The organism is Pseudoduganella sp. R-31 (genome assembly GCF_049913235.1).
In the GTDB taxonomy this organism is placed as follows: Bacteria; Pseudomonadota; Gammaproteobacteria; order Burkholderiales; family Burkholderiaceae_D; genus Rugamonas.
Map to the genome: position 1 here is coordinate 4,448,567 of NZ_CP183986.1, position 24,482 is coordinate 4,473,048.

The 24,482-nt window shown below is 60.0% G+C and carries 7 protein-coding genes; 1 reads left to right on the forward strand and 6 read right to left on the reverse strand.

The window, feature by feature from the left end; translation table 11 throughout:
* Positions 1–78: 78 nt before the first annotated feature.
* Both ACN9MY_RS20085 and ACN9MY_RS20090 read right to left on the reverse strand, forming a co-directional pair.
* Positions 79–501: a hypothetical protein gene (locus ACN9MY_RS20085; protein ID WP_426318425.1), complete on the reverse strand. Its 423-nt coding sequence runs from the start codon at positions 499–501 to the stop codon at positions 79–81.
* A 2-nt stretch (positions 502–503) separates the two neighbouring features.
* A complete protein-coding gene (locus ACN9MY_RS20090; protein ID WP_426336032.1) occupies positions 504–4,856 on the reverse strand; it encodes a hemagglutinin repeat-containing protein in 4,353 nt (1,450 codons plus the stop codon).
* On the opposite strand from ACN9MY_RS20090, the gene ACN9MY_RS20095 reads away from it, so the two are divergent.
* Positions 4,794–5,717 (forward strand): integrase core domain-containing protein, encoded by a 924-nt coding sequence (locus ACN9MY_RS20095; protein WP_426336033.1) that lies wholly within the window; start codon positions 4,794–4,796, stop codon positions 5,715–5,717. The two genes, ACN9MY_RS20090 and ACN9MY_RS20095, sit on opposite strands and share 63 nt — an antisense overlap.
* 296 nt (positions 5,718–6,013) lie before the next feature.
* Here ACN9MY_RS20095 and ACN9MY_RS20100 read toward each other — a convergent pair whose 3' ends face one another.
* The 4 genes from ACN9MY_RS20100 to ACN9MY_RS20115 form a co-directional block, all read right to left on the reverse strand.
* Positions 6,014–6,415 carry a hypothetical protein gene (locus ACN9MY_RS20100; protein WP_426318428.1) on the reverse strand — a complete coding sequence of 134 codons (402 nt, stop codon included), beginning with the start codon at positions 6,413–6,415 and terminating at the stop codon, positions 6,014–6,016.
* Positions 6,412–21,474, reverse strand: a complete 15,063-nt coding sequence (locus ACN9MY_RS20105) for a hemagglutinin repeat-containing protein (RefSeq protein WP_426336034.1) — start codon at positions 21,472–21,474, stop codon at positions 6,412–6,414. Before ACN9MY_RS20105 ends, ACN9MY_RS20100 begins: the two co-directional genes overlap by 4 nt.
* 5 nt (positions 21,475–21,479) lie before the next feature.
* Positions 21,480–23,126 carry a ShlB/FhaC/HecB family hemolysin secretion/activation protein gene (locus tag ACN9MY_RS20110; RefSeq protein ID WP_426162280.1) on the reverse strand — a complete coding sequence of 549 codons (1,647 nt, stop codon included), beginning with the start codon at positions 23,124–23,126 and terminating at the stop codon, positions 21,480–21,482.
* 233 nt (positions 23,127–23,359) lie between these two features.
* Positions 23,360–24,424 (reverse strand): alkene reductase, encoded by a 1,065-nt coding sequence (locus ACN9MY_RS20115; RefSeq protein ID WP_426336035.1) that lies wholly within the window; start codon positions 24,422–24,424, stop codon positions 23,360–23,362.
* Positions 24,425–24,482 lie beyond the last annotated feature (58 nt).

The window sequence follows — 24,482 nt, forward strand, 5'->3', positions numbered from 1 at the left end:
TTTCTGAGAAAACGGACTATTCCATTGGCCCGCTTCCCTTATTGATCATTTGGACAGGACAGGACAGCAAGCATTGAGCTAGCTCACTCCTTTTTCCTTCAAATGCAATTGATACAGAACGTCGGAAAGAAGAATTATGTCTCTTGCAGCGTCACGTTCCAGCGACGGAAGTTCGTTACGAATAATCTCCGTCGCCATTTGAAAATCATCGACCTCTCGCGCTTTCATCTCGAGCTGTGTCGGGTAAATGATAAATCTATTCTGCTGAAGTCGGTCAATTACCCATTTCGTCTCACCTCCATAGCAACGAATGCCTTCTTGCATCAGTAAGAAGATCCGGTCAGCATCCTCGGGGTGCATATGAAATGAGGCATACAACAATGCCATTCCATCATCTGCACTCGGCCCTGCTCCAAACCATCCTCTTCGTCCAACCTCACTAAGAAGATCCATAAAGATCCAAGCCGCCGACGTTCTCGCACTATATGGACGATCTCCCATTGTTAAAATCCTTTCTTTTGCAATTGCGGTACCTTGGGGTTTTCAAGATCTGGATGATAAGTCCTCCACGACACACCTTTCTCATTGAGTGATTTCAGCATTTGCAGGTACTCTGCTTGCGGAACCGGCGAATTAGAGAGCAGTGGATCGTAAAAGTAGCGACCATCAGTGTAGACCGTATGATATGAGAAGTTCAGAGTTCCATTCGCACCAGGTACATTGATTCCGTTACCCATTTGCCAATCGTACTCCTTTGGCCATTTGGCATCGCGGCCTGAGAACACAACGAGTTTTCCTTCTCCTCTGGCGGCCTTGCTTAACTCAAGTGCACAATCTGTGCAGTAATAATCCTTCTTCATAATCAGGCTGTTTGACGCCAATAGCTCGCTTGCACCCGCATTTGGCATTTTTGTAGGGCCGGATAGTTCAGCTAGCAACGAACTTGAGTCAAATGAGTAAGTAATCTCGACAGGAGCTACCCTCTTAGAGTTAGCTGCCGAAGCAATTGCTTCAATTGTTTTCGGAGCCGAGTAGTTAGGGACGGCAGTTGACTTTTGTGTTGCCTTAGCAACAACAGGCTCGCCAGTCGATACTTTCGGACCACTTCCCACCCATACCCCTGCTTTCGCTTCAGAAGTCGCGGCGCCAGTTGGAATTTCCCAGAACTGCGGTGCGGTGCCCAGTTCACGATCTAAGGCCATCCTTGCCATGCGCTGCTCGCCAAGGAATGCTTCTCCGAGGGTACCCAAGTATTTACTCCCACTCGCAGCAAACCTTGCAGGAATTAACACCGATACTTCACTCCCCAATCCGAGCAACAGCCCTTCCGAGGTGCTCTTGGACACCGTGTCGTGGAATGATTCAGGCCGCTGAACGGGCCCGATCACTGACATGTTCAAATCTCGAATCGGCCCTTTATCTGTGCTGATGGCATAGACCACGCCTCCATACGAACCGCTCACCAGATTACCCATTGCACTGGCTTGCCCGGCATAGAAGTTGCACTGCACCTGATTACCCGAAAGGCAAGCCTTCAGCAAGTTGTCATCACGCTGTCGCGAGCGCGAAGTCAGTTCATCGCGCGTCTTGCACGCATTGCTGTCACCCGAATTACAAGCTACAACTGCACGTTCGTAGCGTTCTTTCTCCGACAGAGTTACAAGGTTCGGTTTTTTGTGATCGAGGTAGTTGTTTTCGACAGCGTTTGTCGCAACTCTTCCGCCGACGGCTGCGTCATACATGCTGCCACCGGCGACTCCGGACAGCAACGCGCCGATCGCGCTGGACAGCGCCGTAACGTTGTTTGCTTGCTCCGGCGTGAGCTTGTCACGTTGCAGGACTCCGTTGGCATCGAATGCTTGCGGATACAGTTCCTTTGTCAGCACCTGGGCCGCGAGTTCGCCTCCGCCGCCGGCCAGCGCACCACCTCCAACGCTGCCGCCGTTCGCGTAGGCCAAGGCGGCGCCCAGCACCGCATGGCTCAAGTCCTGCAGCGTCTGGTTTTCGTTGCCCTCTTTCTTGAAATACTCGCCAATTTCAGCGGCAAGATATGGCGCGGCGGCATTCGCAGCGATCTGCGTAACGCTTTGCCCAGCAACCGATCCGACCAGGATGCCGGTGACGACATTCAGTGCGCGGCTCTTGTCGCCCCCGACGCCCCACTCCGCCTGGACCTGTTTAGCGGTATCAATTGTTTTTTCTGCTTCCGCTCTCTGCTCTGCCGTGATATTCGGTTTTTTCAGCGTTTCTTCCGCGTCCTTTTGCGCTTTCGCCGCACCGATTGCGATGTCACCGGCGATCTGCTTGCCGGTCGCAATCACGGTTCCCGTTGCGGCCGACATGGCCTGCTGATCTTTCAGGAGCTTCTGCAAGTCGGGCAGCTTGTCGAGCGCGGTGTTGGCCTTGCTCGCATCGGTGTTGATGCCCAGGTCCTTGACCGAATTGGTCGTCACGCCCCCGATGGTGATCTTGCCGTCGGTGACGGTGGCATACGTGGTGGAGCTGTCGCTGCCCTTCTCCACCATCGGCAATCCTGGCGCGACGTTGCCGTCCTTGGCCGTGCCGAAGGCCTGCGTCTGCTGGCTTACCGGCAGGATGTTGCCATCTTCACCCCTGAGCAACTTGCTGCCGCCGCCAGTGCCGCCAGCCACGCTGACGTTGCTGGCCGAGTAGGTCATCTTGTTTTCGATGTTGGACGTGGTCAGCTTGTTGGTCGTCAGCTCGGAAGCGGCTGCATTGGTGCTGGCGATGGCGCCGCCTTTCAGGTCGATCGTATCGGCCTTGACGTGGTAGCCGCCGTCACCTGCGAAAAGGCCCGATTGCTGGCCAACGCCGGCGTAGGTGCCTTTGCCGTTTTGTTGAGACACGTTGCCCGAAGCACTCCACGCGTTGCCGATCGCGACCTGCACGCGTACACCAACGTTGGTCTGCTTGCTGTCGAACGCACTGGTGTCCTGCAGGCTTTCCACGGCCAGCTTGCCGCCAACGTCGGTGTTGATCGTGCTGGCCGTTGCCGTTGCGCCTTTCAGCGTCGTGTCGCCCTTGCTGCGGATGTTGATCGTGTCGGCTTTGAGCTCGGTATTGTTGTTGATCGTGCTGTCGTTCTTGTTGTGGCCCTTGCCCATGTTGGCCGCGGCGTAGACGTACACGCCGGTCTGTGCGCCAACCTGGAAGCCAACACCCGCCTCAACACCGGAGCTCTTGTTCTTGCCGTCGCTGTGCAGCGTGCTTTGGCTGGCGTCGAGCACGATGTTCTGTGCTGCGTCAAGGCTCAGGGTCTTGCCGGCATTGAGCGTGGCGCCGGTGGCGTGGATGTCGCCGCCGGTGGCCGTCAGGTTGACGTTGCGGCCGCCATTGATGGTGCTGCCCTGCGCAGTGCTGTCGTTGCCGTTGCTGGAATTGCTGCTGCTGGCGAAGCCGATGCCGGCCTCGCCCTTGACCAGGATGCCGCTGCCGGCGCCACCCCTCAGGCTTTCGATCGCGCTGTAGGCCTGGTAGCCGTTGGCGGCGGCCGCCATGCGCTGCATCTCTTTCAGGCGGCCGTCGGATTTGCGCGCTGCTTCCACGTTGTTGGCCAGGTCAATCAACGGGGAGCTGATGCGGGCGAAGGTGCCGATCTTCAGGTCGCTGTTCGATTCCTGGTGGCTGCCGGTGTTTTGCAGCGCCGTGATGTCGATCGACTTGGCGGTGATGTTGACGTCATTGCCGGCCAGGACGTTGCTCGAGGCCTGGGTGTACTTCTTCCCTGCGCTCAGGTTCACGTCGCCGTTCAGGCTGGAGACGTTGGACGCCACCTGGGTCACCTGGTCGCTGTTGTCCTTGTGCTTTTCGTTGTGGTAGCCGGAGAAGCGCTCGGTGTCGGAAATGGCGACCTTGCCGATGGCCTTGTTGTCGCTCTGGTTGGCGTTGTGCAGCGTGTCCTGCGCGCTGGTGATGGTCAGGTCGCGTGCGGCGTTGATCGACAGGTTGCCGTCCGAGACCACGCTGGCGCCGGTCAGCGCGATGTCGCCGGTCTGCGTGGCCATGGTGGTGCTGCCGCCCACCGACAGCTTGGTGCCGGTCACGGTGTCGGTGGCGCCGTTGCCTTTGCCGTTGTTGTTGAGCGAACCAATCACCTGCGTCGAGCGCGTGTCAATACTGAAGCCCGACTTCTTGGTGTCCTGCGACCTGCTTTCCGTGTTGTGGGCCACGTCGAACTTGATGCTGTCCTTGGCCAGGATCAGGGCGTTGCCTTCGGCGCTGATCTGGGCGCCCTGGCTGGTGATCGAGCCGTCGGTAGCGAGGATCGTCAGGTCCTTGCCGGCAAGGAGGCTGCTGGTGCGCGCTTCGCTGGTGGCGTGGTTTTGCGTGCTGTTGGTCTTCTTCGTGCCGAACTGGGTGTTGACAACCGCCAGCGCAGCCGCGGCGCCTTCCGCCGCACCTTCCGCCTTGGCGAATTCCTTGCCGACGAAACTGCCGGACTTGGAGTTTTCGGTGCTGGTCTTGTAGGCATCCTTGAAGGCAGCCAGCGGGTTGACTGTGAAGCCTACGCCGAAGCCGGAGGATTTGCCTTGGGTATTAGCCTGGCTTTGCATGGTGTTCTGCGCTGCGGCCAGGTCGACGTTCTTGCCGATCAGGGTCAGGTTTTCCTTGGCGGCGATGTCGGAGGCGACCACTTGCAGCGTTTCGCCGGATTTGAGCTTGACGCTGCCGTCCAGCGCGCCGATGCTGGAGGCGTGCTGCCTTGCCGCCTCCGCGTCCAGCGAGGCTTTGGTCGTGGCAAGATCGCGCCTTTCCGATCTCGAAGTTCTGCAATGGATCTGCTTCTTGCGATTGCTCTGCCCTTGAACCTGGCACAATTGATTACAGGCTGGCATTTCCTTTGGATTCCAATGCTCGCTGTTCAGCGTCCAGAGAGTGTTGGCCGCTGCCACCGTCGAATCAAACCTGCACAGTCCAATCGACGCAAACCGCAATGGGTAGTGGACGCCATCATTCGCCTGAAAGCCTTGCAGCCAAAGGCCAGCAACCGCGTGATGGCAGCCCAGTTCAACAGGCTCTATGCGGCTTCGCGTCGCATGACCGTCTCCAGCTCCTACGTTCATTACACCGTGCGAGATAATCAGTTGGCCATTCTGCGAAAGCGCCGCGAGATCAAAGCGCAGATCCCTTCTGGCCAGCCCTGCAATGCGATCTGGGGCATCGATATGAGCGGCAAAGTCGACGTAGCAGGCACGCTGCACATGATGTTCGGCATTCTCGATCACGGCAGCAGGAAGGCACTGGCATTGGTCGCCCTCCCTAACAAAACATCGTGGACTTTGCTCGGCCATCTCTGCCTCGCAATTGGGCGCTATGGCAAGCCGCGCGCGATTCGCAGTGACAACGAGCGCGTCTTTACTTCGGGCGTATTTCAACTGGGACTACGCATCGCTGGCATCCGTCATCAGCGCATCAAGCCTGGCTGTCCTTGGCAGAACGGTCGCATCGAACGCTTCTTCGGCACGCTGAAGCAATCACTTGATTGTTGGCAGGTCGCGAACCAGCGCCAATTGCAAGCCGCGCTTGATGTTTTCCGCGATTGGTATTGCTGCATTCGGCCGCATGCACATTTGGACGGCGCGACGCCAGACGAGGTTTGGCAAGGGATAGATCCGCATCGACGAACGCCAATGCGCGTCGAGTGGTTCGAAGCGTGGGATGGCCTGCTGACTGGGTTTCGAATACGCCGGCGCTGATGTAGTTCGCAATTTCGAAGAGTGACGGCGCTGTCCACGGCCGCCGGGGCCGCGATCGTCAATTCATCGCGAACTATGGTGATCTGCTTAAAAAGTGGACAAAAAAATGGCGCGATCCTCTTGGGCGACCGGCTCGCATCAGCCGGCGTCCACGAAAATCGCGCCTCTTTTCTGAGAAAACGGGCTAGCCCGTACGCCCGCCTCCCTTATTGATCATTTGGACAGGACAGCGCGCCTTCCTACACAGCCTTTTTCACATTGCCCGAGTCAGAATTGCCGGTATTTCGAGGTGCCCATCATTTGGACAGGACAAATCGGAAGCAATCTTCTTCATCCTGCTCCAGTTGATTCACTCGCGTCACTTCACCTTGGCCATTCACGTAAATCCATTCATCCCATTGATCAACGGGTATAAAGCAACGAAATTTTTGCTCGATCGCTATTTCAATAATTCTATCCACGACATCTGAATTCGGAACGGTGTACCGATATAGTTGCAATAGTTGAGCAGCGTCACCTAATACGCGAGAATGTACACAAACACAATCCAGCATTGAACCATCTAACTCTTCCGTTAATCCGTTAAATTCGTCAATGCTAAATATTTTGATTCGTTCAATCGAACATTCGAACACTCTACTCAAATGGAGACTGAGCTGATCAGGAGTACATGCTTCGGCCAACAATAGATCAATCATTTATTTATTTCCTTATAAGCTTGAAGGGCGGCGGCTTTTGCCTCGGGGGTAATACCCATGTTTTTCATAATTTCACCTGCTCTTGGTGTGTCACCAAACTTATTCAAGACAGCATACGCTTTGTATCCACCGCGGTCCATTGGGTAAAGCCCAGGACCGGATTTCGGATAAAGAACACCGTCATGCGTACCATAGGTGCGGCCATTTACGATGTATGTATCGCCAACCTGTTGCGCACGATTTGCTCTAATTTCGGCAACGTCCGCTGCCACATCAACAACAGCTCGATCAATGAGCGTATTCTCATCTTTTGCAACGGAAGATTGCGTGACTTTATCAGCATAATGCCGGGCTACAGGAGATTTTAAATCGGCAGGTGATTTATTGGCAGACTTCTTTTCGGCCTTACCCGCGGCTGCAATGTTTTGCTCATCGATATCCGCTGTAACTGGCGACTTATCAGGCGCAACAGTTTTCACCTCATATAGTGGATCATTTGCCGCTATCTCACCTTTGCTGACTTGCTTAGTCTCCCCAGATACAAGCTTCTGCTTGTTAGTTTGCGATACAGCAACTCCTTTTGGCAGCGCAATGCCTTTCTGAATTCCCCTTGCAATTAAAGGTGCACCTTTTCCCACAATCAATGAAGTCAGCAGCATTCGCTCTTTACGAAGCCAAAGCGCGTCCCTAACAAGACTGTCGCAAGTGCTAGAGCTCACCCCTGCGCAATTCTGCTGCCGAAAATTCGCGATTTCCTCCGCCTTTTGAACGTCACTACCAAACAAAGAGGCGTCACCATAGACTGTCCCTAACCTGTTCACATTGTCTTGTCGGCCAAAGAAGATCTTGTATTCGTTGTAGTCCAATTCATTGCTGATTTCACGTGTCGATGCCGCTTGGCTTTCAAGGTCCCGCACGCACTGCACATCACCGGCAAGAGTACAGGACTCGATTTTCGCAATATTCGCGTTTGACTTGGCGATGTACTTGTTACGGATATCTCTATAGTCAGCATCCGGACAGCCTCCCTTTTGTTTGGTGCATTCCTCAAGCTCCTTATTCATCGCAGCCATTTCAGGGCGCTTCAAGAAGTTGTTCTCGACTGCGTTAGTCGCCACCTGACCACCTATTGCGGCATCGCGAACGTTTCCACCGGCCGCACCGGACATCAACGCGCCGATGGCGCTGGACAAGGCTGTGACGTTATTCACTTGCTCGGGCGTGAGCTTGTCACGTTGCAGCGCCCCATTTGCATCAAATGCCTGCGGATACAGCTCTTTCGTCAAGATTTGCGCGGCCAGTTCGCCGCCGCCGCCGGCCAGTGCACCACCAACTGCGCTCGAGTTGTTTGCAACCGCCAAAGCTGCGCCCAGCACTGCATGACTCAAGTCCTGCAGCGTCTGGTTTTCGTTGCCCTCTTTCTTGAAGTAGTCGCCAATTTCAGCGGCAAGGTATGGCGCGGCGGCATTCGCAGCGATCTGTGTGCTGCCCTGTCCCGCTACCGAGCCGACCAGAATGCCAGTGACGACATTCAGTGCGCGGCTCTTGTCGCCACCGACGCCCCACTCTGCCTGGACCTGTTTGGCGGCATCAATTGTTTTCTCTGCTTCCGCCCTCTGTTCAGCCGTGCTGTCCGCTTTGGCCAGGATTTTTTGCGCTTCTGCTTCCGCTTTGCGTGCTTCGTCCACGAACTCACTGGCGGCTTGCTTTGAGGTTGCGATCACCGTGCCGGCGGCGGCCGACATGGCTTGCTGATCCTTCAGGAGCTTCTGCAGGTCAGGCAGCTTATCCAACGCGGTGTTGGCCTTGCTCGCGTCGGTATTGATGCCCAGCTCCTTTACTGAACTGGTCGTCACGCCGCCAATGGTGATCTTGCCGTCGGTGACGGTGGCATAGGTGGTGGAGCTATCGCTGCCTTTCTCCATCATCGGCAAACCAGGGGTGGTATTCCCGCCCTTGCTACTGCCAAAGAGCTGCTTTTGCTCACTCCATGACTTGGTGCTGCCGTCTTCATTTTTCGCACCGAACTCGCTGCCGCCGCTAACGCCACCCGCCATGCTGACGTTGCTGGCCGAATAGGTCATCTTGTTTTCGATGTTGGACGTGGTCAGCTTGTTGGTCGTCATCTCGGAGGCTGCAGCATTGGTGCTGGCGATGGCGCCGCCTTTCAGGTCGATCGTATCGGCCTTGATATGGTAGCCGCCGTCACCGGCGAACAGGCCCGATTGCTGGCCGACGCCAGCGTAGGTGCCCTTGCCACTTTGCTGAGACACGTTGCCGTTGGCGCTCCAGACACCAAAGCCTACCTGCACGCGTACCCCTACGTTGGACTGCTTGCTGTCGAACGCACTGTTGTCCTGCAGGCTTTCCACGGCCAGCTTGCCGCCAACGTCGGTGTTGATCGTGTTGGCGGTTGCCGTTGCACCTTTCAGCGTGGTGTCGCCTTTGCTGTGGATGTTGATCGTGTCAGCTTTGAGCTCGGTGTTGTTGTTGATCGTGCTGTCGTTCTTGTTGTGGCCCTTGCCCATGTTGGCTGCGGCGTAGATGTACACGCCGGTCTGGGCTCCGACCTGGAAGCCAACGCCCGCTTCAACGCCAGAGCTCTTGTTCTTGCCGTCGCTGTGCAGCGTGCTCTGGCTGGCGTCCAGCACGATGTTCTGGGCTGCGTCCAGGCTCAGGGTCTTGCCGGCATTGAGCGTGGCGCCGGTGGCGTGGATGTCGCCGCCGGTGGCTGTCAGGTTGACGTTGCGGCCGCCATTGATGGTGCTGCCCTGCGCTGTGCTGTCGTTGCCGTTGCTGGAATTGCTGCTGCTGGTGAAGCCGATCCCGGCCTCGCCCTTGACCAGGATGCCGCTGCCGGCGCCACCGGTCATGCTGTTGATCGCGCTGGCTGCCTGGTAGGCGTTGGCGGTTGCCGCCATGCGCTGCATCTCTTTCAGGCGGCCGTCGGATTTGCGCGCTGCTTCCACGTTGTTGGCCAGGTCAATCAACGGGGAGCTGATGCGGGCGAAGGTGCCGATCTTCAAGTCGCTGTTCGATTCCTGGTGGCTGCCGGTGTTTTGCAGCGCCGTGATGTCGATCGACTTGGCGGTGATGTTGACGTCATTGCCGGCCAGGACGTTGCTCGACGCCTGGGTGTACTTCTGCCCTGCGGTCAGGTTCACGTCGCCGTTCAGGCTGGAGACGTTGGACGCCACCTGGGTCACCTGGTCGCTGTTGTCCTTGTGCTTTTCGTTGTGGTAGCCGGAGAAGCGCTCGGTGTCGGAAATGGCGACCTTGCCGATTGCCTTATTGTTGCTCTGGTTGGCGTTGTGCAGCGTGTCCTGCGCGCTGGTGATGGTCAGGTCGCGCGCGGCGTTGATCGACAGGTTGCCTTCCGAGACCACGCTGGCGCCGGTCAGTGCGATGTCGCCGGTCTGCGTGGCCATGGTGGTACTGCCGCCGACCGACAGCTTGGTGCCGGTCACGGTGTCGGTGGCGCCGTTGCCTTTGCCGTTGTTGTTGAGCGAACCAATCACCTGCGTTGAGCGCGTGTCGATGCTGAAGCCCGACTTTTTCGAGTCCTGCGACCTGCTTTCCGTGTTGTGGGCCACGTCGAACTTGATGCTGTCCTTGGCCAGGATCAGGGCATTGCCTTCGGCGCTGATCTGGGCGCCCTGGCTGGTGATCGAACCGTCGGTGGCGAGGATGGTCAGGTCTTTTCCGGCAAGGAGGCTGCTGGTGCGCGCTTCGCTGGTGGCGTGGTTTTGCGTGCTGTTGGTCTTCTTCGTTCCGAACTGGGTGTTGACGACCGCCAGCGCTGCCGCGGCGCCTTCTGCCGCACCTTCCGCCTTGGCGAACTCCTTGCCGACGAAACTGCCGGACTTGGAGTTTTCGGTGCTGGTCTTGTAGGCATCCTTGAAGGCAGCCAGCGGGTTGACTGTGAAGCCTACGCCGAAGCCGGAGGATTTGCCTTGGGTATTAGCCTGGCTTTGCATGGTGTTCTGCGCTGCGGCCAGGTCGACGTTCTTGCCGATCAGGGTCAGGTTTTCCTTGGCGGCGATGTCGGAGGCGACCACTTGCAGCGTTTCGCCGGATTTGAGCTTGACGCTGCCGTCCAGGGAGCCGATGCTGGAGGCGTGCTGCGTGACCGACTCCTGCGCGCTTTGCGAGGAAGTGTTCGACTTGCCATAGCCAGTACTGAGATTGCCCGACTTGAAGCTGACGCTGAAGCCGGATTTCTTCTCTTCCCTGGTGCTGGCGGACTTGCTGGCTTCCTCGGCGCTGACGATGCTCAGGCCACCTTTGGCGTCAATGCTGAGGTCTTTGTCGGCCAGCACGGCGCTGGCCTTGATCAGGGTGTCGCCGCCGCTGGTGACGACCACGTTGCCGCCTTTGATGGTGCTGCCGACTACCAGCGTGCTGGCGTTGTAGTCGGTGGCGGTGCTGCTGCGCTTCTTGGTGAGGCTACGCGATTCGCTGTGCATCGCAATATCGGACAAATGCGTCTCGCTCACGCTGGCAATATTCAAGTCGTTGCTGGCCTTGAGCGTCAGCGTGCCGCCTGCCGCAACGGTGCTGCCCATGACATTCAAGTCGCTGCTTTGACTAATACCTGCGCTAACCAGCAGGTCGCTGGAGGAAGAGATCTTTGCACCAACCACTGCTTGATTCTCGTGGATATCCCTGGACCAGTTCTTCCCTCGCTGCCCTTGTTCATTGGTCTTCACTTCGTCAGTAACGGCGCGAATGTTCACACTGCCGCCTGCCAGCAGCTTGCCTGCATCCATTGAAACCTGGGTACCGGTGAGGTTCAGGTTACCCGTCGCTGCCATCAGCAAGTCTCCGCCGACATTGACGCGGCTAAGCTGATTGTACGTGGCACTGTTGTTGATCGTGGTTCCGTCAATCTTCCCGTATTCGGTACTGCCGGTCTTGACGGTATCGAAGCTGATATTGTTGCCGGCGAAAATGGAAGCACTCGCGCCAGCGTTGATCGTGCCTGCCAGGTCGGTTAAGTTGCGGCCCGCGTCCATTATCAATCCACCGGTCGCACTAATCACGGCCTGGTTTGAGAGCGAAGTGTAGCTGCCGCCGTTCACTTTGGACGACCACTTGCTGTCCACAGTCAGGGTCTCGTTCTTGATGTCACGCCCAGCTTGCAGCGCCACATCGCCGCCTTTGATGGTTCCGCCGCGATTGATAATGTCTTCGCCAGCCAGCAGCAAGGTGCGGCCATTGCCGCCGTCAATCACGCCGCCCTGGTTCATGATGGTTTCGCTGACGTTGATCGTCACGCTAGCACCAGTAACGAGTGCGCCACTATGCTTGATTGCGTTAGCGTCGACGTGTGCGAGATAAACCTTCGGCACCAGCACAGTTTCGATGGAGCCGTCCGGCAGTTGCACGGCCTGGCTTTCCAGCCAAACGATATCGCTGGTCAGATGGCTGACTTGCTCAGGGCTCAGGGAAATGCCTGGACGCAAACCGAATTGCTGTGCGAAGCTAGCTGCGTTGTTCAGCATCTGCTTGTACAGGCTGTCATCGGCAGGGCCGGCACTTGGGGCCCGCCCGGTCAGCTCGGAGAGCTGCTCACGAACCAGTCGTTGTTCATAGAAGCCATCGCCCAATCGTTTCTGGGTAGTTGCATGATCAAGAGCCAGCTTATCGAGCAGGTAGTCGCTGCTGGTCCATTGGTCTTCTTTGGCGAATTGCGGGCGCGTTTCGAACAGGTATTGGCCGCTCGGGTTGGGGTTGCGCAGGAACAGTCCACCGGGCGAGATCTTTTTCACGCTGGTGATATTTTCGCCCTGCACTGCGCCGGCGGATTGGCCAATTGCAGTTCCCGCTGATGTATTGGTGTCGCCCAGCTTGCTGTGTTGGGCTTGGTTGGACATACGGCCGAAGAACGAACCCTGGCGCGCCGGCGCGACCGAGTGCGTGGATCCTTCAACGTTTAATCCACTGCCATCTCCACTACCGAAAACCGAGCCTCCGGCCAGGAGTTGATTGGACACGCCGCTATTGCCCGCGAGGCCCGCCCCGGAAAGATTGCCCCCCGTACCAGATGCACCGGCATTGCCAGCCACGTTGGCATGCGCACCCAATGCACTGCCGGAAAAGTGACCGCCGACTCCGCCGCCGAAACCTCCGCTAGCGCTGGCGTCGGTGCCTGCGCCATTGGCGCCATTGGCTCCGCTGCCGATCACATTCACGGAATCACGGATATTGCCAACCGTACCTGCGCTCACATCCACATTGCGGAAGCTGCGAGCGTTGATGAATACGCCCTGGCCACCTTGTATCGTCCCGGCGCCTGAACCGATTTCCGTCGGGATTACGGTATTGGTCCATGCTACGGTGCTGGAGCCTGTGTAGGTAGTAAAGGTACCGTCGAAAGTGTGCTTGCGTAGCAGTTTGGCCCCGCTGCTGACAATGGCAGGCAGGCCGTCAACTTTCAAGGTACCGACGGCTCTTATTTCGCTAAAGCTGTTGTCCAGTGTAGCGGTGACCGTCAAATGCATATTTCCGCCAGACAGGATCTGGCCAGCTTTACCGGTATCAGCTGAAATCTGGTCCTCCACGACAGTGTGGTGCGCCACACGCTTCTCTTCCAATTGATCATACGTCTGCGTCCCCGTATGCTTTTGTGTATCTCGCTTGATAGTGTGCTGTGGATCGTCATATCCTGGAATGGTCACCATCCGGATGCAGTTGGTACTGCAGCTGCCATATGCTGTCGAGAAGTCATATTCCTTCGTATTCCCCCAGTCAAGGTTGCCATCTGGTGGTCGCACATATGCATCGGTAGAAACCCCGCCCTGGTCAGGGTTAGTGATAGTCCGTCCGTCCCAGTAGTAGATAACCTTTGTGCCATCGCTCATTGGGATTCGGCTGCGCGAAGCCCACTTGCCAGCCAAACCACTAGTGGCGTTAAAGAAAGCCGAATCATTCGCGTGCGTTCGGATCTCGGCACGAGTAATCTCATATCCGTCGGGCGTGACGTACTTTTCCGATTTCAGAACATCATTCGGGTTGACGAAATAGACTTCGAACGGAAGATAGTTGGATGACCGCGGATCATACTGGTTGTGGTTTCCGCCGGGGTTGTACCAGCTCGGCATCGTCATATTCACCGTTTCGTCCATCGTCTTGACTTGGACGATCGATACGTTGTCCCGCACGTTCCTCAACGAGACGGTATTCAACGCCAAGTCGCCGTTCGCCTCGATGGTGGACGAGGAGTTATTCACCAGCGCGGTGCCGCCGCCATTGGTAGCACCAACAGCCATATTGGCGGCGCTATACAGCGTGCCGCCCTGGACGTTGTTCAGCGTTCCATCCACGCCCAGCGCCATGTTGCCGGTGGAGCCGATCAGCGCATTGGCGCCGGTGTTATTGAGGCTGCCGGTGCGGACGGTCACATTGCCGCCGACAATGCCGCTGGTGTTGCTGATGTTGGCGGCAACCAGGTCTACCGCGCTTTCGCCATTGATTTCGCCGGAGTTGGCCAGATCGCCGGCCGCACGGATCGCGACGGCGCCGCCCTCGATCACAGCACCGGCCTGGTTGGTCACCTGGTTGCCACTCAGCGCGAGCGTTCCCGCTGCGCCGAGGGTGCCGTTGTTGATGATGTTGCCGGTGACTGTCAGGCTCAGGTCGCGGTTCGAGTGAACTTGCTGTGTGCCCGCATTCTGGACGTAGTCGCCGTTCATGCTGATCGCGAGGTCGCGGCCGCCGAAGATTTCTCCCAGCGCGCCGACCGTGCCGGCCGAAACGAACAGATCGCGGTCGGTGGCGATGCGGCCACCGGAGTTGCTCAGTTGTGGCGTGTTCAGCGTCAGATCGGCACCGGAACCGCCTGCGGTGCCCAGCGTGCCGCCGTCATTATTGACGTACAGCGCAGAGATGAAGGCATTACCGCCGGATAGCACCTGGCCGCTATTCACGAAACCTGCGCCGGCCTGGTTGAAGGTCAGCGTGCCGCCGCTATTGACCTTGCCTTGGTTGTTGAGCTGTTGGGTGATCGCCAGGTCCATGCCCTGGCCCGATGCGATGGTGCCGGAAACGCCATTCCACAGCGTGGTACCGGACAGCAGCAGGTTGCCCATGCCGGCAATCGTGCCGTTACTCGTGATCGCGCCGCGGCTCAGGAGCCTGGTGTCGCCCCTGCCTTTATTGGCGATACGGCCAGTGCCGTTGTCGATGGAATCGCTGTTGATGGTCAACGTGCTTCCCGCGCCGACTGCTTCGATCACGCCGCCATTGTTTTGCAGCGCGCTGCCCGAAGTCAGTTGCAGGTCGGTTCCTGCCTGCACAATGCCGCCAGCATTGTTCGCTACGCCCGCAATGGACAGAGTTGCTGTGCCGTCGGCCACGAGCTGGCCGCTGTTGGTGAAGGAGTTCGTTGTGATGGCCAGTTCGGCACCGTGGCCGGCAACCGTGGACACCTGGCCGCTATTGGTAAAGCCGGACGCCTTGACCAGCGCCCTGCCCTTTGCCGCAACCTGGCCGCTGTTGCTGAAGGTGGCCGCCGCTTCGTCGAAGGTCAATGTGCTGCCGCTGCCGATGGTGCCTTGGTTGTCCAGTTGCTGGTTCACGTCCAGCAGCATGGCCGTACCGGAGCCGAACTGGCCGCCGGCCTGGTTGAGCAACGTGTTGGCGTGCAGGTCCAGCGCGCCGTTGCCGGCGATGGTGCCGCTGTTGGCAATGCCGCCAGCACTGGAGATCGTGGTATTCCCGCTTCCCGAATTGACGATACGGCCGCCGCTGGCCACCGATTGGGCATTGACCGTCAGCTTTGATGCCGTGCCGGCGGCTTCAATCGTGCCGCTGCCGTTATTCAATGCACTGGCCGCATTCAGGGCCAGGTCGCCACCGGCGTGCAAAGTACCGCCATTGTTGGCAACGGTGCCGTTGATCGTTGCAAGCAGCATTCCGTCGGCGGAAACTGCGCCGCCGAGGTTGGACAGGCTGTTGGCTTGCAGCGTAACGCCTCGGCCAGTGCCGCTGACGGTGTACAGCTGGCCGCCATCGTTGGCGATGCTGGACGCGATGATGCTCATCTCGCCGCCGGAGCCCATGCGGCCACTGTTGGCGAACGTTGCGCCAGCCTGATTGAAGGTCAGCGCGCCGCCACTGCTGATCGTGCCGCCCTGGTTGTCCAGTTGCTGGCGGACGAGCAGGTCCAGCGTGGTGGCGGCGGAAACTACACCGCCAGCCTGGTTCTGCAAGGTCTGCGCATTGAGGACCAGTGCGCCGTTGCCGGCCATGGTGCCGCTGTTGATGATACTGCTCGCGCTCGTGATGCTGGTACGCGCGTTGCCAGCGTTGACAATTCGGCCTGCCAGGTTGTTGATCGAGCTTGCCTGCACGTCCAGCTTGGAGCCGGCTCCAAGTGCTTCCAGCGCTCCGCTGTTGTTCGTCAGCGCGCCGCTTGCGTTGACCGTCAGGTTAGCAGCCGCTTGCACCTGGCCTTGGGTATTGTCGAAACCTGCGCCAGATATCACGCTTGTGTTACCTGCAGCTGCAATCGCGCCGCTTCGGTTGCTCATGGCGCCAACGCTGTCCAGCGTAATGTTCGCGCCGCCTGCGGTGGCGGTTGCGATCTGGCCGCCGTTGTTATTGATGTTGGCGGCATGGATGTTGATGGCGCCTGCCGCAGCGATTTGGCCGCTGTTGCTGAATTGCGCTGCCGCCTGGTCGAAGGTCAGCGTGCCGCTGCTGCTGATCTTTCCTGCGTTGCTCAGGGACTGGCGCACTCCGAAGTTCAGGTTGGCGCCCGAGGAAATGCTGCCGGTGGTCGCGTTATCCAGCGTGGCTGCAGCAATATTGAGCGCGCCGTTGCCGGCAATTTGACCGCTGCTGGTCACTGCGCCGCCAGCGGTGAGCGTCGTTGCGCCGGTGCCAACGTTGACGATGCGCCCCGTTCCGTTGTCGATGGCGCCAGAGTTGATGTCCAGCGTGCCGGACGATGCGGACGTTTCGATCACGCCGCCCTGGTTGCCCAAGGTTCCGCGCGAAGTGATATTTGCGCTGCCATCGGCAACGATGGCGCCGCCGGTGTTGCTGACGCTATCTGCGTCCAGGTGCAAGTCGCCGCCGCCATCCTTGACGGTCACCAGTTGGCCGCCATCGTTGGTGAAGGCGCCAGTTGCAAGGCTTGCGTCCGTGCCGCTGACAAGCTGGCCGCTGTTGCGGACCGCTTTGCCCGCTGCGTTAAGCGTGAAGGTGGTACGGCTGCTGATGGCGCCCGCATTGTCCATGCCGTGGCCGACAGTCAGGTCCAGCTTGCCGCCAGATGCGGCGATGCTGCCGTCCGTGCGGTTGGCCAGGTCGGCAGCTGTCATGGCCAGGTTGCCATTACCGGCAATCAGGCCGGCATTGTCCAGCGTTGCGTCGACGTTCACCGTTGTGGCGTTGGAGCCCACATTGACGATGCGGCCGGTGCCATTTGCCAGCGAACCGGCGTGCAGGCCGAGGGTAGCGTTGTTGGCCAGGGCCTCCACCACGCCGCCGTTGTTGCTGATTGCGCCCGCGGCATCGATATCCAGCGAGCTGCCCGATTGGAGGGTTCCTTGCGTGTTATCGAGCTTGCCGTTGCTGTCGATGGTGGCTGCAGCATCGGACATGATCACGCCGCTGCGATTACTGATCGAGGCGGCATCAATAGTGATTGCTGCACCGGAGTTTTTGGCGGTGGCGAGCTGGCCACCGTCGTTGACCAGGTCTCCCGCATGCAGCGTAAGCTGGCCCTGCGACACAACCAGCTTGCTGTTGGTGACTGTCGCGCCATTGGCGTTGACTTGCAGCGTGCCGCCGCTGTTGATGGTGCCGGCGTTCGCCAGGGAGCCGGTCACGGTCGTGGTCATGCCTTGCGCCGACGCGATGGTACCGTTGGCCTTGTTCTCGAGCGTGGCGGCGGAGAGATCCACTACACCGTTGCCTGCGATCGTGCCATTGCTCGTGATGCCGTGTACCGCGTCCACCGTAGTGCTGCCGGTACCGACGTTGACGATGCGGCCGGTGCCGTTGGCCAGGTCGCCGGCCTTCAGGTGCAAGCTGCTGGTGGAGGAAACCGTTTCGATATTGCCGCCGTCGTTTTTCACGGTGCCGCCGGCTTCCATTCCCATGTCCGAACGGGCCTGCAGCAGGCCATTGTTGTTGACGATGTCGCCAGCAACGTGCAGGTCCGCTTTATTGTCGGACATGATGGTGCCGCCCTGGTTGCTGATGCCCTGGGCGTTGAGGTTCACGCTGGCGTTGGAGCCTTGGGCCGTGGCGAGCTTGCCGCCGTCGTTGTTCAGGGTGGCGGTCGTGAGGTCCACGGCGCCCCCAGCAACGATGGTGCCGCTATTGCGCAGGTTCAGGCCGGCCTGGTTGGCCTGCAGCGTTCCGGCACTGCTGATGGTGCCGGCGTTATCCAGCGAGGCATGTACAGCGATCGCCATGTTGCCAGCGGCGCTGACGGCACCTTGCGCCTGGTTGCGCAAGCTGTCTGCGGAAAGCTCCAGATTGCCGTTGCCGGCGATCTGGCCGCTGTTTTCAATATGTCCGTTTGCGGCCAGGCTGGTTGTGCCGGTGCCGACGTTGACGATGCGGCCCGCCGTGTTGTCGATCGAAGCGGCGTTCAAGTGTACGGTGCTGCCAGCGCCGGATGCCTGAACCAGGCCGCCGGTGTTGGTGATCGCGCCGCCGGCGCCCAGCTGCAGGTCGTGCGCGGCCTGGATTTCGCCGGCGCCGTTGTCGATGGCTCCGGCAGAATTGATCGCAGTGTCTGCGCCGGAACTGATGATGCCACTGCGGTTATCCAGCTTGCCAACATTGGACGCGATGCCCGAGCCGCGGGCAGTGATGATCTGGCCGTCGCGGTTATCGAGCTCACGCGCGTTCAGGGTTGCCGCGCCTTTTGAAGTGATGGAGCCGCTGTTGCGCAGCAATGCGCTCAGCTGGTCGAAATTCAGCTTGCCCTGGGTGCTGATCTGGCCATCCAGGTTGACCAGCTCAGAACGCACTTTCAGGTCCAGGTCCGACATGGCGGTGATGGTGCCGGCGGCGCCATTGGTCAAGCTCTCCGTGCCAAGGGCCAGGCTGCCATTGCTGCCGATCAGGCCATTGTTGACGATGTAACGGCTGGCCGTGAGCGAGGATTGTCCCGTGCCGGTGGATACAATGCTGCCTGCCCGGTTGGCCAGGTAATCGCCGGACGCGGTCAATTCGTCGCGGCTTTCAATGCGGCCGCTATCGTTGTTGATGCCGCCGCCGGCGCGCAGGTCCAGTGCGCCGCCGGAACCGAGATAGCCGCCGACGTTGTTCACGTCACCTGCAATGCGCGCCGAAGCGTTGCCGTCTGCGCGGATGGTACCGGCGTCGTTCAGCAGCGAGCCCGAAGTGATGTCGATGCGGCTGGTGCTGCCTTCGGCGGTGGCAATAGTGCCGGCGCGGTTATCGATCGAGCCGTTCTCGATCTTCAGCGGCCCTTTTGCAAGGATCTCGCCGGAATTCACCAGCGCTGATTGGCTTTGCGACATGGTGAAACTGCCGCCGTTGCTGATGCTGCCCTCATTCTTCAGCAAGGAGGCGACGTTCATATTGACGTCGCCCGTAGCAGTCATGCGGCCTTGCCGGGTGTTGGTCAGCGTCGCGGCATCGACGTTCATCGCGCCGTTGCCGCCGATAATGCCGCTGTTGCGGATCGTCGCTGCATTCAGCGCCAGCGGGCCGGTGCCTGCATTGACGATGCGGCCGGTACTGTTGTCGATCGCAGCAGCTTTGACGGCGAGGCTGCTCTGACTGCCCAGCGTTTCGATGGAGCCGTCCTGATTGAGCACCGTGCCGCTGGCTTCCAGCGTCAGGCCTTTGCTGGCCTGGAGCTGGCCGGCAGTGTTATCCACGCCGCCTGCCACCTGCAAGCTTGCCTGGCCGCCGGTTGAAATCTGGCCATGCTGGTTGGCGAGCGCCGAGGATTTCAACGACAAGTCGCCGGCAGCGGCAATGGCGCCGGAAGTGTTGGTCAGCGCGCCGGTTTCCAGTTGCGCGCTGCCGCCGATGCGCCAGTCGCCCTGGTCGGTGGTGGTGGAGCTGCTGCTCAGGATAAGGTTGCCGCCGACATTCAATTTGCTGCCAGTGCCGGAGATCTCTCCGGCGCGCAGGGCCAGGTTGCCTGATATTTCCAGTTTGCCGCCGGCTTGCCGGAGCTTTCCGCCGACATTGATCGCCGCATCGCTTGCGCCCAGGTGGAGCATGTTGCCGCTATCGTTATTCAGGTAGCGGGCGACGTCGATGGACAGCTTGTTCGCTTGCAGCAGGCCGTTGCTATTGTCGAATTCGCCGAGCGAGGCGCTAAAACCGCCGCCGGCCAGCAAGCGGCCGCCCTGGTTGCTCAGGGCGGAGAGTCGCAGCGTCGCATCCTGCTGCACGCCGACCTGGCCCTGGCTGTTGTCGAGGACCCCGCCGTCGACTTTCAGGGTGCGCAGGTTGACCTGGCCGCGCTGGTTGGTCAGGGTTGCGGCGTCCAGGTTGATGCCGCCGGTGGCGGTGACCAGGCCGTGCTGGTTGTCCATTGCGGCGAATCTGAGTTCGCCCTCTGGCAACTCGGGAACGGCGGTGCCGCCAGTGCCGGAGCCAGTGCCCGTGCCGCCCGTGCTGCCGGAATCGGTCGTACCACCTGTGCCGCCGCCGGTTCCGGCGCCAGTCCCGCTGTCAGTACCGCCGCCGGTCGAGCCGCCCGTTGCGTTGGACGCTGCTTGTCCCAACACGCCGTCGGAGTTATTGGCGCTGCCCGTGGTCACGTTCAGCGCGGACGAACCGCCCTGCACAATCTTGCCGTCCGCGTTCAACAGGGTGCCGTTGGCGCTACCCAGCTCCACCCGGCGCGCCTCGATGCTGCCGCCGCGGTTATCGAAGTCGCCAGTCACCGCCGCAATCAATTGCCCGCCGGCGTTGATGCTGCCGCCGTTGGTCACGGATGCCGATTTGAGCGCCAGGTCTTCACTCGCCTGGATCTTGCCCTTGTTCTCGATCGCGTCACGCATCGTCATCTGCATGCCTTTCGATGCCGCCAGCGTGCCGGTATTTTCAAGACGCCCCTCGGACGTGACGACCAGTTGTCCCGCCGCCGCGCCGATCTCGCCCGCGTTACGCACGCCGACACCTGCTTCGGTACCTACCAGGAAAATCTGGTTGGCGTACATGCCGCCCAGGCGCGAAGCGTCGATCGCGAACTGCGGCGCAGCATCGGCCGCCTTGCCGACCTCCGTCACCGTTGGCGATTCCCCCTCCGCCACCTTGTTCACGCCGGTGACCACGTTCAGGCGTTGCGCCCACAGGGATGCATTCAGCACCAGGGAACGGCTGATCAGCGCTGTATAGTCGGTCTTGCTCGCATCCAGTCCCGCGCCGTCGATGGCGATCTGCCCGCGCTGCACGTCATAGCCGGTCAGGCGGCCGTCCATCATCAAGGGAGAACCCGTGGTAAGCGTCGCGCGGCTGACGTTGATAAAGCCGCCGCCATCCACCGAAATACCGGACGGGTTGGCGATCACCACTTCCGCCTTCTGGCCCGCCACTTCGATATAGCCTCGCAGCGCGCTGGGGTTGCTGGAATTGACCTCGTTCAGGATCACCCGCGCGGAACCCGCTTTCAGCCATGGGTTGCCTTCGACCCAGCCGCCCAATTCAGTCTGCACGTTGACGCGCGAGTTGTTCAGGATGGCGCCGCCCTTGGCCACGTCAAACTGCGAGTAGACGTTGCGCGACACGCCGGCCGCACTCGGCTCCCGTACGTTCACCTGCGGCACGCCGTTGGCGGCCTTCAGCACAATGGCCTGGTTCTGGCTTGGCGCCTTGGGATCGGCGATGATCTGTGCCTGCACGTGGCTGGCCCAGAGGAATCCGCCGAAGGCTGCGCCGAACAACAGGGTCAGCCGGCGCAGCGCTGGATGTCCGAACGCGGCCGGAACCGAACTATCGAGCGCGCCGGACTGGCCGGCGCCCTTGACGCAGCTGCGGGCGCACTCGCCCACAGCCATCAGCATGCCACGAGCTTTATTGAAAACGATACGGTAGCGAAGTTTATTCATGATGCTCAGAATTCGACATTCAGGTTGAAGCCAGAGGCAACGCTGGCGGTGCGGAAGGCGTCCGGCTTGCTGACCGGTTTGCCCGCGAAGAAGTCGGCGCTCAGGCCGCCGAACTGGCCGCGCCAGCCTAGGGCGGCGCCGGTCAGGTGGGTGCCGCGCAGCAGCGGCGCTGACGGACCGGATACGACGCCGTGGTCCAGTGCGAAGTAAAGCTGGTGGCGGGTGGCGGGGATGCTCCAGCTCAGGTCATTGCGCAGCAGCCAGCCGCGTTCAGCGGACAGGCTGGCCTCGCCGTCGAAACCGCGCACGGTATAGCGGCCGCCAATGGAAAAGCGGTCTTGCGGAATCAGCTTGGTGCGGTTCCACTGGCGGCGCCAGGCAGCCTGATAGGACAGCGATTTGGTCAGGGGCCAGTTCAGCGTCACGTCGGCATTGAAGATGCGCGGGCGCGCAGTGCCTTCGTCGAAGGCTTCCTCCTGCGCCGGCAGGCTGCCGTAGGAACGCGTGCCCAGCTTCCAGGTCAGGTTGCTGTCCAGCGTGGCAGCGCCGATGAATTCCTTGTGCGCGACGCCCGCGACGAAACCGGCCATGCGGCGCCGCTGCACCTCGACTTCCATGTCGTCGATGTAATTGCGGCTGCCGCGCTGGTAGGTTTTCAGCGACAGGGTGGTCTTGCGCGTCGCATCGCGATACACCAGGCGCGAGAGCTTCAGTTCGGCGGTATTGCTGGTGCCGCGATAGAGGTAGTCATGGAAGGCGCCGGCCACGGTCTGGCGATAGCGGTAATCATTCAGTTGCAGCGAGAGCAGCCAGTAATCGAAGGGTACCGAGTAATGCAGGGCATAACCGCTGGTGCCATAGTCGCCTTCCGGGCTGTCGCCATGCAGGTTGCGGTTGAGGGTCAGGTAGAACAGGTCCTGTAGGCCAAAGGGATTGTCGACCGAGAGCGTGATGCCGCCCTGGTAGGTACCGGTCGAACGGCTGCCGCTATCGTCCACCGATGCGCTGAAGCGATAGGCGCGGCCGCCCTTCCACTTCACCTGCAGGTCGCTCTCGCCTGGCTGCTCGCCGGGCACGATCTCGATGTCCGCTTGCGCACCCGGCACGCGCTTGAGGTTTTCCAGGCCCTGCTCGATATCGCGCAGGTTCAGCAGTTCGCCCGGCGCCATCGGCAGCGCGTTGTCGAACGATGGCTTCTGCTCCGGATAGCGCAGCGCGCGGATGCGGCCTGGGACCAGTTTCAGGTGCAGCTCGCCACCCAGCAAATCCTGCGGCGCGGCCAGCACCCGGGCTGTGACATAGCCCTGCGCCACCAGCGCGTTCTGCACTTCGCCCACCAGGACGTTGATGCCGGCGCTGCCCAGGCAGCGGCCCAGAGCCCCGTCGGCGGCTTTCAGCGCCCACTGGAACTGCTCGGCCATCTCGCCTTCCAGGAACACGCGGCGGATCGGGAAGCATGGCGACTCGTTTTCCGGCCAAGCGGCTTGCGTCGGCGTCACTTCGCGCTGCAGGCGCACGTCGGGCTTGGCCTCGTCCTGGCGCGCGCGTTCGCGCTCACGCTGTTCCTGCCGCTGCAGTTCCTGGTTTGCCAGTGCAGGATCGACCTGCGCGAACGCAGGCAAAGCTGCGCCAAGGCCGAACGCAAATTGCACGGCCAAACTTATTCTTTTGCACAACATCTATTGATCTTATGGAATTTTTTCAGCCGGCAGTATACCTGCCAATTCCACAGAACTAGATGATTTACTTATATAAATTTATTATTTGGTGAAGGTTTAATCGCAATATGATGGACATGAGTGACAATTGGAGAGAATTAATCCAGTTAAAATCTCTCCAAAGGCGCAAAGATAATCACACTTCCATCAAAATCAATGACTTGTGGTTATTGAGGCGCAAGGTTGGGATAGTCGGTGTAGCCAGCCGCGCTGCCGCCAAAGAAGGTATTGCGGTCGGCAAGGTTGATCGGTGCGTTGGTCTTCAGGCGCGTAACGAAGTCCGGATTGGCGAGCACCATCTGGCCGTATGCCTCCACGTCCGCCAAGCCGGATTCGATGTCGGCGCCAATCTGCTCGCGCGGCCGGCCGGGGCGGTTCAGTACGAGGAGGCCTTTCCACAGTTTGCGGATGTCCGCCAGCAGCGCTTCATCGCCCTGGTGCATGATGTGCAGGTAGGCCAGGCCAAGCTTGTCCAGTTCAGCCACCAGGTGGCGATAAAGCGCGGGGCCCTCCGTGCCTTCGTCGATGCCCCACAGCGTAGTGCCGGGCGACAGGCGGATGGCAGTGCGGTCGGCGCCGATCTCGCCGGCAATGGCCTTCGCCACTTCAATCGCAAAGCGCGCACGGTTGGCGATGGAGCCGCCGTATTCGTCATCGCGCACGTTCGCACTCGGTGCGAAAAACTGCTGCACCAGGTAGGCGTTGGCGCCGTGGATCTCGACGCCGTCCGCGCCGGCTTCGATTGCCCGGCGCGCTGCCATGCGAAAGTCGTCAACCGTCTGGCGCACTTCTGCGGTGCTGAGCGCACGCGGCACCGGGATGTCCTGCATGCCTGCCGGCGTGAACATCGGCGTGTTCGGCGCAATGGCGGACGGCGCCACGCCCTGCCGGTGGTGCGGCGTATTGTCCGGATGGGACATGCGGCCCGCATGCATCAACTGAATGAACAAGCGACTGCCTTTTGCATGCACCGCATCCGCGACTTTCTTCCAGCCCGCCACGTGGGCATCGGTATGGATGCCCGGCGTCGCCATATAACCCTGGCCGTCTTCCGAAGGCTGGGTGCCTTCGGTCACGATCAGGCCGACGTCGGCGCGCTGCGCATAATATTCGGCCGCCAGTTCGCCTGGCGTGCCGTCGTACTGCGCGCGGCTGCGCGTCATCGGCCCCATGGCGAGGCGGTTGGCCAGCGTATAGCGACCCACTTTGACGGTTTCAAACAGTTTGCTCACGACAGTATTCCTTGCAAGTGATTGGAGATACGCCATCATCCACCACCTTCCAAATGAG